The organism is Streptomyces sp. NPDC047130, assembly GCF_040643475.1.
GTDB lineage: Bacteria > Actinomycetota > Actinomycetes > Streptomycetales > Streptomycetaceae > Streptomyces.
This window is the reverse complement of sequence record NZ_JBEYUK010000027.1, coordinates 20,768-33,317: the sequence shown is the minus strand read 5'-3', so window position 1 is coordinate 33,317 and position 12,550 is coordinate 20,768. Positions and strand designations below refer to the sequence as shown.

Here is a 12,550-nt window from a genome sequence, read left to right as displayed (position 1 = left end):
GGAGATGAACGCCCAGGCGAACGAGGACCGGCTGCGGCGGGCGATGGCCGCAGTCCTGCGACTGCAGGAACGCAACGCCGAGCTGGAGGAGAGGCTCCACGAGCCGGTGGCCGTCGTCGGCATGTCCTGCCGGCTGCCCGGCGCGATCGCCACGCCGGAGCAGTTCTGGGAGCTGCTCGCGGAGGGACGCGAGGCCCTCGGGCCGTTCCCCGCGCGCTGGGAGGGACTGGACCTGCACGACCCGGATCCCTCCGCGCCGGGGAAGAGCTACGCCGACCGCGGCGGGTTCCTGGACGACCTCGAGCTGTTCGACGCCGACCTGTTCGGGATATCCCCGCGCGAGGCCGTGTCGATGGACCCGCAGCAGCGGCTCGTCCTGGAGGCCTCCTGGGAGGCCCTGGAGCGCTCCGGGATCCGCCCCGACACCCTCGTCGGCAGCCGCACCGGTGTCTACCTCGGGGCGATGCGCTCCGACTACGACACCGGGAACGCGCCCCTGGAGGTCCTCGACGGCTACCAGGGCACCGGCATCTCCGGAAGCGTGGTCTCCGGCCGGGTCAGCTACGCGCTCGGCCTGCAGGGCCCGGCCCTGACCATCGACACGGCCTGCTCGTCGTCCCTGGTCGCCATCCACTCCGCGGTGACGGCGCTGCGCTCCGGCGAGTGCGACCTGACCCTGGCCGGCGGCGTCACCGTGATGAGCTCGCCCGCCATGTTCGTCGAGTCCAGCAGGCTCGGCGCGATGGCTCCCGACGGGCGCTGCAAGAGCTTCTCGGCCCACGCCGACGGCGCCATCTGGTCCGAGGGCGTCGGCATCCTCGTCCTCAAGCGGCTCTCCGACGCCCGCCGTGACGGCGACCGCGTCCTGGCCGTCGTCCGCGGCTCCGCGGTCAACCAGGACGGCCGCAGCCAGGGGCTGACCGCGCCCAACGGGCCCGCCCAGCAGCGGGTCGTGCGCGACGCCCTCGCCGCCGCCCGCCTGGCACCCCACGACATCGACGCCGTCGACGCCCACGGCACCGGCACGCCCCTCGGCGACCCCATCGAGGCCGGCGCGCTCGCCGAGGTGTTCGGCCCCGGCCGGGACCCGCACCGCCCGGTGCGGCTCGGCTCCTCCAAGTCGAACATCGGCCACACGCAGGCCGCCGCCGGAGTGGCCGGCGTCATCAAGATGGTGCTGGCCCTCCAGCACGAGACGCTGCCGCCGACCCTGCACGCCGAGGAGCCCAGCCCCCACATCGACTGGCAGGACAGCGGGCTCGCGCTGCTGCAGGAGGCCGCGCCCTGGCCGCGCGGCGAACGCGTCCGCCGCGCGGGCGTGTCCTCCTTCGGCATCAGCGGCACCAACGCCCACGTCGTCCTGGAAGAAGCGCCCGCCGAGACGCCCGCCGGCGCCGCGGCCCCCGGCACCGCGGCCCCCGGCACCGCTGCCTCCGGCACGGCCGACGCGACGGCGGGGGAGGGGGCCGCCGGGGCGGGCGCCCTGCCGCTGCTGCTGTCGGGACACGACCGGCAGGCCCTGCGCGCCCAGGCCGCCCGCTGGGCCGACTGGCTGACCGCGCACGGCGACACCCCGTGGCGGGACACCGTGCGCACCGCCGCCCTGCACCGGGCCCACCTGGAGGCCCGGGCCGGCGTGCTGGCGGGAGGCCCGGCCGAGGCCGCCGAGGCGCTGCGCGCACTGGCGGACGGCTCGTCGCATCCGGCGGTGACCACGAGCCTCGCCCAGGAGCGCGGCAAGCCCGTCTTCGTCTTCCCCGGGCAGGGCTCCCAGTGGGTCGGCATGGGCCGCGAACTCCTCGCCGACAGCGAGGTCTTCCGCGCCGCCGCCCAGGAGTGCGACGCGGCCCTGCGGCCGTGGACCGGCTGGTCCGTGCTCGACGTGCTGCGCGGCCGGGCGGACGCCGAACTCTCCCTGGAGCGCATCGACGTGCTCCAGCCCGCCCTGTTCACCGTGATGATCGGCCTCGTGGAGGTGTGGCGCTCGCTGGGCGTCGAGCCCGCGGCGGTCGTCGGCTCCAGCCAGGGCGAGGTGCCCGCGGCCGTCGTCGCCGGGGCGCTGACCCTGGCCGACGGCGCCCGGCTGACCGCCCTGCGGTCCCAGGGCCAGCTGCGCGAGTGCAGCGGCCGTGGCGCGATGGCCCTGGTGGAGCTGCCCCTCGCCCAGGTCGAGGACCTGATCGCCCCCTACGGCGACGCCCTGTCCGTGGCCGTGGTGAACGCCCCCACCTCGGTGGTGGTGTCCGGCGACATCGACGCCGTGGAACGCCTCCTCGCCTCGCTGGACGGCACGGACGTCTTCTGCCGCCGGATCGCCTCCGACACCGCCGGCCACTGCGCGCACATCGACCCGATGCTGCCCCGGCTCGCCGAGGAGCTCGCCTCGCTGCGGCCGGCCGCCTGGAACGTGCCGTTCTACTCCACCGTCACCGGCGGCGTCCTGGAAGGCACCGCGCTGGACGCGGAGTACTGGTGCCGCAACGCCCGTCGCACCGTCCGCATGGACCAGGCGCTCGACGCGCTCGTCGCCGACGGCTTCGACGTCTTCGTGGAGATCTCCCCGCACCCCGTGCTCGGCACGGCCCTCACCGGCGCCACCGCCGGCGTCCAGGGCGCCGTGGCCGGCAGCCTGCGCCGCGGACAGGGCGGCGCCGAGCAGCTCCTGCGGTCCCTCGGCGCCCTCCACGTCCAGGGCGTCGCGGTGGACTGGGCCCACGTGCTGGGCGCGCTGCCGCGCTCGCGCGCCGTCGAACTGCCCACCTACGCCTTCCAGCGCCGCGCCTACTGGACCGGCGTGAGCGGTGTGCGCACCCTCGACCCGGCCGACCTCGAGCGCCTCGCCGACGCGTCGCAGGACGCCGCCGGCACCGGGTCCGGCGCCACCGAGGGCGCGGACCTGCGCGCCCGGCTCGCCGCGCTCGGCGAGGAGGAACGCGCCGAGGCCCTCACCACGGTCGTCCGGCAGGAGGCGGCGGCCGTCCTCGGCGCCGCGGAGCCCGTGCCCGCCGGCAAGCGCCTGCAGGAACTCGGCCTCGACTCGATCATGGCGCTCCAGCTGCGCAACCGGCTCGCCGAGCTCCTCGCCACCACCCTGCCGACCAACCTCGCCTTCGCCCACCCGACCCCCGGCGACATCACGGCGCGTCTGCTGGCCGACGGGCTCGACCTCGCCACGCCCGTGTCCCGGCCCCTGGAACGCTCCGGGGGACGCGACGTCCACCCGGCCACCGAGGGCCAGAAGCGGCTGTGGTTCCTCGAGCAGCTCACCCCCGGCACCCCCCGGTACAACACGCCGCTGTTCCTGCGCGTCGCACGGCCCCTCGACCCCGGCGTCCTCGCCCGTGCCCTGCGCCACGTCATGGACCGGCACGAGGCGCTGCGCACCGGCCTGGCGACCCGCGACGGCGAGTTCGTGCAGGTCGTCACCACCGACTACGCCCTGCCGTTCCGCCACGAGGACCTCACCGCCGCGTCGCCCGGGCAGGTCGAGGAGCGGCTGCGCGAGGAGGAGCTCCGGCCCTTCGACCTCGGCGGCCCCAGCCTGCTGCGCTGCGCCCTGCTGGACACCGCCGGGGAACAGCTGCTGTGCCTGACCCTGCACCACGCCGTCACCGACGGCTGGTCGCTGTCCCTGCTCACCCGCGAACTCTTCGACGCCTACCACGCGTTCGCGGCCGGTGAGGAGCCCGACGGCTCCGCGCCCTCCTTCCACCTCGGCGACTGGGCCGCCTGGGAGCGGGACGCCGTCGCCGACGGCCACTTCACCCGGGCCCTGGACCTCTACCGCGGTGAGCTGGAGGGGACCGACCGCCTGGAGTTCGCGCCGGTCACCACCGGCGACGCCGAGGGCGGCACCGTGCCCTTCACCCTGCCCGCCGCGCTGCACACCCGCCTGGAGGCGATCGCCGCCGAGGCGGGGGTGACGCCGTACACGCTGTACGCGAGCGCCTTCGCCGCGCTCCTCGCGCGGACCACCGGCACGTACGACTTCGCCGTGGGCACCGTCTGGGCCAACCGCCAGCTGCCGGGTTCCCAGGACATCAGCGGCTTCCTCGTCAACACGCTGCCGCTGCGCTGCGACCTGACCGGCGACCCGGCCTTCACCGACGTGCTGGCGGCCACCGGACGGCGCGTCCTGGCGCTGATGGAGCGGCAGGACGTCCCGCTGACCGAGATCGTGCGGGTCGTCGGCGGCGCCCGCGCCGACGACGAGAACCCCCTCTTCAGGGCCGTCTTCAACTACCGGAGTTCGGAGCTGCCCGCCCTCGGCGAGGGCGACCGCGCCTGGGTCCCCCGCGAGGACGGCGCCGTCGGGGGAGCTCCCCGCGGCGTGGCCAAGGCGGACGTCGGCCTCACCCTCGCGCCCGGCGGCCAGGGCATGCGCGGCGAACTGGAGTACCTGCCCGCGGCGCTGGACCGGGCGTCGGCCGAACGGCTGGCGGCCTCGCTGCGCACGCTGCTGGAGTCCGTCGCCGCGGACGCCACCCGCCGGATCGGCGAACTCGACGTCCTGGACGCGGCCGAGCTGGCCTGGCTGGAGGAACACGGCGGTGTCTCGGCGGAGTCGGTGACCGCGCCGGGCGCCCTGGAGCGGATCGTCGCCCAGGCGCGCACCCGGCCCGAGGCCCCCGCCCTGATCGCCGACGACGCGCCGCTGGCCTACCGCGACCTGCTGGCCCGGGCGTGGGCCATGGCCGGACACCTGCGCTCCGCGGGCGTCGGCCGGGAGTCGCTGGTGGGCGTGCACCTGCCGCGCTCGGCGGACCTGGTGGTGGCGGTGCTGGCGACCTGGCTGGCGGGAGGCGCCTACGTACCGCTGGACCCGGAGTACCCCGCGGCCCGGCTGGAGCACGTGATCACCGACAGCGGCCTGCGGGTGGTCGTCTCCACCCGCGACGGCGCCGGTGACGTCGCCGGCGACGGGATCGAGGTGCTCCTCGCCGACGCCCTGGACACGTCCGGCGCCGGGCCCCTGCCGGAGGACCTCGAGCTGCCGGCTCCGTCGGACCTGGCGTACGTCATCTACACGTCCGGGTCGACCGGTCTGCCCAAGGGCGTGCAGCTGGAGCACGCGCAGTTCGCGAACTTCTGCGCCGCCATGGACGAGCGGGTCGGCGGCGGGCCCTCGGACACCTGGCTGGCGGTCACCAGCCTGTCGTTCGACATCTCGACGCTGGAACTGCTGTGGACCCTCACCCGCGGCTACCGGGTGGTGGTCGCGCGGGGCGGGCCGGCCGCGTGGGCCGGGTACGTGCCGTACGCGCCGACCCACCTGCAGTGCACGCCGTCGCTGGCGCGGATGCTGCTGGCCGACCCGGACGGCCGCTCGCTGGTGCAGGGCCTGAAGAAGATCCTGGTCGGCGGCGAGGCCCTGGACCGGGGCCTGGCGCGCAAGCTGCTGCGGCTGTGCCCGGACGGCGTGATGAACATGTACGGGCCGACCGAGACGACCGTGTGGTCGGCCGCCTGGGACGCGGAGCCCGGCGACGTCGCCCTGGGCGAACCGCTCGCCAACAACCGGCTCTACGTGCTCGACGAGGCGCGCCGCAGGGTCGCGCGCGGCGTGCGGGGCGAGCTGTGGATCGGCGGGCTGCAGGTGGCCCGCGGCTACCTCGACCGGCCCGAGCTGAACGCCGAGCGGTTCGTGCCCGACCCGTTCCTCCCGGGCGGGCGGATGTACCGCACGGGGGACGTCGTCCGCTACCGCGCCGACGGGACGCTGGAGTTCTGCGGCCGGGCGGACGCGCAGGTGAAGCTGCGCGGGCACCGCATCGAGCTGGGCGAGGTCGAGGCCGTCGCCGCCGAGCACGCCGCCGTGACCGGGACGGCCGCGGTGGTCCGCGAGGACGTCCCCGGCGACCCGCGGCTGTGCCTCTACTACACGGCGCGGCAGGCCGTGGGGAGCGAGGACGTCCGCGACCTGCTGGCCGCCCGGCTTCCCGCCTACATGGTGCCGTCCCGGCTGATCCGCCTGGACGAGCTGCCGCACACCCCCAACAAGAAGGTCGACCGCAACGCGCTCCTCGCCCTCGACGCCCCCACGGCGGCGGTCCCGGCGGGCGGTCCGGTCGCCGGCGACGACCTGGAGGGCCTGATCGCCGGCGCCTGGACGGAGGTGCTGGACGTCTCGCCCGTCGACCTGGACAAGGGCATCTTCGAACTCGGCGCCACCTCCATGACGGCCCTGGAGGCGCACAAGCTGATGTGCGCGCGGCTGGGCCGCAGCTTCCCGCTGTCGGCCCTGTTCCGTCACCCGACGGTGCGGCGGCTCGCCGGGCACCTGCGCGACGGCTCCCCGGACACCCTGGTCCGGCAGCGGACCGCGGCCCGGCGCGAGCAGAACGGGCAGGACGCGATCGCCGTCGTCGGCATGGCCTGCAAGCTGCCGGGCGCGCCCGACCTGGAGACCTTCTGGCGCAACCTGCGCGACGGCGTCGAGTCCATCACGCACTTCACCGACGACGAGCTGCGCGCGACGGGCGCCACCGAGGAGGAGCTGACCGACCCGAACTTCGTGCGCTCCCGCGGCCTGGTGGACGACCCGGACCTCTTCGACGCCTCCTTCTTCGGCTACTCGCCGGCCGAGGCCCTGGTCATGGACCCGCAGCACCGGCTGTTCCTGGAGTGCTCCTGGCAGGCGCTGGAGCACTCCGGCATCGTCCCGGACGCCTTCACCGGGAAGGTGGCCGTCTTCGGCGGGACCGGCTTCGGCGGCTACCCCCAGCCCGCCGCGGACGACATGTCGTCGTTCTACCGCTCCATGATCGGCGGCAAGGCCGACTACCTGGCCACCCGCGTCTCCCACAAGCTGGACCTGCGGGGCCCCGCCCTGACCGTGCAGACGGCCTGCTCCACCGGCCTGGTGGCCGCCCACCTCGCCCGGGAGAGCCTGCTGCGCGGCGAGTCGGACGTCGCCCTGGTCGGCGCCTCGTCGCTGACCATCCCGCTGAAGCAGGGCTTCGTCCACCAGGAGGGCCTGGTGGTCTCCCCGGACGGCCGGTGCCGTGCCTTCGACGAGAAGGGCGCCGGCACGGTCTTCGGCAGCGGCGTGGGCGTCCTGGTGCTGCGCCGGCTCTCCGAGGCCCTCGAGGACGGGGACACCGTCTACGCCGTCCTGCGCGGCAGCGCCGTGAACAACGACGGCGCGGACAAGGCCGGGTTCACCGCGCCCAGCGTGGCCGGCCAGGCCTATGTCGTTGCCGAGGCGCAGGCGGTCGCCGGTGTCGACCCCTCGACGATCGGTTTCGTCGAGGCGCACGGCACGGCCACCGCGCTCGGCGACCCGATCGAGGTGCAGGCCCTGCAGCAGGTGTTCGGCGCGTCGGAGCGCGAGGAGCCGTGCGCGATCGGCTCGGTGAAGACCAACATCGGTCACGCGGACGCCACCGCGGGCATCGCCGGACTGATCAAGGCCGCCCTGGTGGTCCACCACGGCGAGCTGGTGCCCAGCCTGAACTTCGAGCACCCCAACCCCGAGATGGGGATGGACCCCAACCTCTTCCACGTCAACACCCAGACCGTGCCCTGGCGGGAGGAGTCCGGTCCGCGCCGGGCCGGCGTCTCCTCCTTCGGGATCGGCGGCACCAACGCGCACGTGGTGCTGGAGCAGGCCCCCGCGCGCCCGGAGCCGTCCGGCGACGACGCCCCGGACGGGGACGCGGCGCTGCCGGTGCTGCTGTCCGCCCACGACGAGGCCGCGCTGCGCGAACAGGCGGGCCGGTGGGCCGACTGGCTGGGGCGGAACCCGCGGACCCCGCTGCCGGACGTCGCCGCCACCGCCGCGACCCGCCGCGCCCACTTCGGCGAGCGGGCCGCCGTCTGCGTGGCCGACGTGCCCGCGCTGCGGGACGCGCTCGCCGCGCTGGCCGAGGGCCGCTCGCACCCCGCCGTCACCCGCGGCACGGCCCGGCCCGCCGGCCGGCCGGTCTTCGTCTTCCCCGGACAGGGCGCCCAGTGGGACGCCATGGCGGTCGACCTGCTCGACCGGTCGGCGGCGTTCGCGCGGGCCGTCGGGGAGTGCGACGCCGCGCTGGCGCAGTGGACGGGCTGGTCGGTCACCGACGTCCTGCTGGGCCGGGGCGCCCCGGAGCTGACGTGGGAGCGGCTCGACGTGATCCAGCCGGTGATGTTCACCATGTACGTGGCGCTGGCGGCCGCCTGGCGCGAACTGGGCGTGGAACCGGCCGCCGTGGTCGGGCACTCCCAGGGCGAGATCGCCGCGGCGGTGGTCGCCGGCGCCCTGACGCCGGCCGAGGGGGCGCGGATCGTGGCCGTGCGCAGCCGTGCCCTGCAGGGCGTGGCGGGCGTCGGCGCGATGGCGGTGGTGGAGCTGCCGCTGGAGGAGGTGACCCGGCGCATCGCCGACTACGACGGCAGGATCTCCGTCGCGGCGGTCAACACCCCGTCGTCGGTGGCCCTCTCCGGAGAGGCCGACGCCATCGAGGACCTGCTCTTCGACCTCGACGACGACGACGTGGTGTGCGGCAAGCTGGAGGCGCCGGTCGCCTCGCACAGCCACCACATGGACCCCCTGCTGCCCGCCCTGGAGGCGGAGCTGGCCGGGCTGGCCCCGCGGGCGGGCACCGTCCCGCTGTACTCGACCGTCACCGGCGGGCTCCTTCCGGGCGACGCGCTGGACGCCGCCTACTGGTCGCGCAACCTGCGCGAGCCGGTCCGGCTCGACCTGGCGCAGCGCGCCCTGATCGACGCGGGCCTGGAGGTGTTCGTCGAGGTCAGTCCGCACCCCGTGCTGGCCATGCCGCTGACCGAGGGCGACGACCGGGCGGTCGTGACCGGCACCCTGCGCCGGGGTCACGGCGGGAGCGGCGAACTGCTGCGCTCCCTGGCCGCGCTGCACACGCACGGGCAGCCCGTGGACTGGCGGCGGGCGCTGCCCGCCGCGCCGGTGGCGCAGCTGCCCACGTACGCCTTCCAGCGCCGTCGGTACTGGCTCGAGGAGCAGCCGCCGCCGGCCGCCGCCTCGCCCGCGGAGGAGACGTTCTGGGACGCCGTCGCCGACGGCGGGACCGACCGCATCGCCGAACTGCTGCAGGCGCCCGAGGAACTGCGCCGCGGCATCGAGGAGCTCCTCCCCCTGCTCAACACCTGGCGCAGACAGCAGCGCACCGACGAGAAGGTGGCGGGCTGGCTCTACGAGGACACCTGGGAGCCCGTTCCGCTCGCCCCGTCGGGCGGGGCGTCCGGGGGTCCCGCGGGCGCCGTGGCCCTGGTCACCGCCGAGGGGGAGGAGGCCGCGGCCGACTCCCTCGAGGAGGCCCTGCGCGCCGCCGGCGCCGAGGTGCACCGCCTTCCCGGGACCGCCGACCGGGCGACCGCGGCCGCCGCGCTGGCCGCGCTGCCCGAGCCGCCCGGCACCGTCCTGACCCTGGCCTCGCTCGACACGACGCCCGCGCCGGGCGGCACGACCCGCGGCCTGCTGTCCGTCCTCGCCCTCCTGCAGGCCGTCGCGGACAACGGATCGACCGCTCCCGTCTGGGCGCTGACCCGCGGCGCGGTCATGACCGGCGACGCCGACGACGCCCCGGACCCCGCGGCCGCGCTGGTCTCCGGGTTCGGCCGGGTGGCCGCCCTGGAGGACCCGCTGCGCTGGGGCGGCACCGTGGACCTCGCGCCCCGGCCGTACGACGGCTGGGCCGGACAGCTCGTGGCCCACCTCGCCGATCCGGGCCACGAGGACCAGGCGGCGCTGCGCGCCGACGGCCGGTACGCGCGCCGCCTGCGGCGTGCCGAACCGCCCGCCGGCCGTGGCGTCTGGACCACCCGTGGCACCGCGCTGATCACCGGCGGTACGGGCGCGCTCGGCCTGCACCTGGCCCGCAGCCTCGCCGAGCACGGCGCCGAGCACGTCGTGCTGGCCTCCCGGAGCGCCGGGACGACGCCGGAGACCGAGCGGCTCGCGACCGATCTCGCCGCCCTGGGCGTCCGCCTGAGCGTCGAGGCCTGCGACGTCACCGACCCCGCCGCGACCGCGCGCCTGGTCGGGCTGGCCGACTCCGACGAGTCCCGCCCGCTGACCGTCGTGGCCCATCTGGCCGGGGTCTCCCGTGTCGCCGCCATCGGCGACCTGACCCCCGAGGCGGTCGCCGACGAGACCGCGGCCAAGGTGCTCGGCGCGCACCACCTGCACGAGGCGCTGGGCGGACGGCCGCTGGACGCCTTCCTCCTGTACGGAAGCGGCGCCAGCCTGTGGGGCGGCGCGGGCCAGGCGGCCTACGGCGCCGCCAACACGGCGCTGGACGCCCTCGCCCGGCGCCGCCGCTCCCTCGGCCTGTCCGCCACCGTGGTGCACTGGGGCGGCTGGGCCGGAGGCGGCATGGTCTCCGCCGAGGCGGAGCGGGCGGCCCGGTCCCGCGGGCTGCGCTCCATGGCCCCCACCCGCGCCCTGGACGCCCTGGACCTGGCCCTGCGTGCCGGCAGCGTCGCCCTCGGCGTGGCCGACATCGACTGGTCGCGCTTCGCGCCCGCCTACCGGGCGGCCCGCCCGCGCCCGCTGCTCGACACCGTCGAGGAGGCGCGGCCCGAGCAGGAGCCGCACACCCTGGCGGAGGCGTCGGCCGGCCGTGCGCTGCGGGCCCGGCTCGTCCCGCGGGACGCGGAGGGGCGGCTCGGTCTGCTCACCGTCCTGGTGCGCGACGAGGCGGCCCCGGTCCTCGGCCGCGACGCGGAGACCCTGCCCACCGAGCAGCCGCTGCAGCAACTGGGTCTGGACTCCCTGATGGCCGTGACCCTGCGCAACCAGCTCATCCGGGCCACCGGCCTGCCCCTGACCACGGAGATGATCCTGCGGCACGCGAGCTGCGCCGGGATCGCCGCCCGGATCCTGGAGGAACTCCTCCCGGAGGACGGCCCGTCCACCGCCGCGGTGGGGCCGGGCACGGGATCGTGGCTGCGGGTGCTCAAGCCCGCCGAGCGGCCCCGGGCACGGGTGTTCTGCGTCGCCGGCATGGGCGGCACCACCGGCGGCTTCGTGCCCCTGGCCCGCCACCTGCCGGACGACGTCGAACTCGTCGGCATCCAGCTCCCCGGCCGGGAGGAACGGGCCGACGAGGCCCCCATGACCGACATGATGGCCGTCGCCGACCAGGTGGTGGCCGCCCTGGCGGACCGGCTCGACGTCCCGGCCGTCCTCTACGGGCACAGCCAGGGGTCCTGGCTGTGCTGGGAGGTCTCCCACCGGCTCGCCCACCGGCCCGGGGTGCCGCCGCTGGCGCTCGTCGCGGCGTGCGCGCTGCCGCCGCTGGCCGAGCCCACCGACGGGCTGCGCCGGCTCGCCGAGATCACCGCGGACGGCGACTTCGACCAGGTGCGCCTGGACGAACTCACCGTCGTCTTCCGCGGCCTGCTGCCCGACCAGGTCCTCGACGACGAGGAGCTGCTGGCCGCCTACGTCGACCGGCTGCGCGCCGACACCGTGCTCGCCGAGAGCCACCGCACGGTGCTGCGCGGCGTGACCCGCCCGCCGCTCGCGACGCCCGTCCTGGCGGTGGAGGGCAGCGAGGACCCCGTGCTGCCGCCGGCCGCCATGGAGGTGTGGCGCGACCTGACCGACGGCGCCTTCGGCCGGACGAGCATCCCCGGCACCCACGCCGCGCCGATCGTCAACGCGGAGGCGATGGCGGTCCAGCTCATGAACACGATCGACGACATCACCACAGCGGAGGAACCGCATGCCTGAGACAGTGCGCCCCGACGGAGCGCGGATCCACTACGAGGTGCACGGAAGCGGCTTCCCCGTCCTGCTGCTGGCGGACGGCGCGGGCGGCGGCGAGGCGGCCTCCTGGTCGCGGCACTTCTACGACCCGGTCACCGAACTCGCCGGCGCCTTCCGGGTGATCGCGGTGGACCAGCGGCACGCCGGCCGCAGCGCCGCCGCCCCCTTCGAGCCGTTCTCCTTCGAGCAGCACGCCGCCGATCTCCAGGCGGTCCTGGACGACCTCGGTGTCGAGGAGGCCCACGTGGTCGCCTCCGGCGCGGGCACGGCCCTGGCCTGGCGGCTCGCGCACGACGCCCCGCAGCGGGTGCGGGCCCTGGTGTGCGACCGGCCCGTGGGCCTCGCCGAGGGCAACACGCTCGGCGACTTCCTCGCCGCCTACGACGAGCCCATGCGCCACGCCCGCGCCGAGGGCCTCGACGGGGTGATCGCGGCGGCCGCCGAGGACGGCAGCTTCACCCGCAACCCGGCCGCGGGTCCGTACGCCGGACGCCTCCACGGCGACGAGGAGTTCCGGGAGGAGGTCCGGACGCGCCGCCTGGAGCGCTACGTCGTCTCGCTGGTCCGCTTCCGGGACGGGATGTGGCCCGAGGGCTCGGCGTACTTCTCGGTGCCCGAGGAGTGGATGCCGCGGCTCGACCGGCCGCTGCTGATCCTCCCCGGCGACGACCGGCTGCACCCGGAGGGCCTGGCCAAGCGGCTCGCCGACGAGGTGCCCGGCGCCCGGCTCCTCGACATCGGCCACGACAGCGAGGACCGCCGCACGCAGACCGTGGGGACGATCGTCTCCTTCCTGACCTCCCACACTCCCCGCTGACC

At 76.1% G+C, this 12,550-nt stretch carries 2 protein-coding genes; both read left to right on the top strand.

Annotated elements, in window-relative coordinates; genetic code table 11:
• Nucleotides 1-4 precede the first annotated feature (4 nt).
• On the top strand, nucleotides 5-11,695 hold the full coding sequence (locus ABZ836_RS25410) for an amino acid adenylation domain-containing protein (protein WP_361145798.1): 11,691 nt from the start codon (nucleotides 5-7) through the stop codon (nucleotides 11,693-11,695).
• Nucleotides 11,688-12,548 (top strand): alpha/beta hydrolase, encoded by an 861-nt coding sequence (locus ABZ836_RS25405; protein WP_361145795.1) that lies wholly within the window; start codon nucleotides 11,688-11,690, stop codon nucleotides 12,546-12,548. Before ABZ836_RS25410 ends, ABZ836_RS25405 begins: the two co-directional genes overlap by 8 nt.
• Nucleotides 12,549-12,550 lie beyond the last annotated feature (2 nt).

Excerpts from the sequence above, each read along its gene's own strand:
- ABZ836_RS25410 (WP_361145798.1), top strand. The coding sequence starts at position 5 with ATGAACGCCCAGGCGAACGAGGACCGGCTGCGGCGGGCGATGGCCGCA.
- ABZ836_RS25405 (WP_361145795.1), top strand. The coding sequence starts at position 11,688 with ATGCCTGAGACAGTGCGCCCCGACGGAGCGCGGATCCACTACGAGGTG.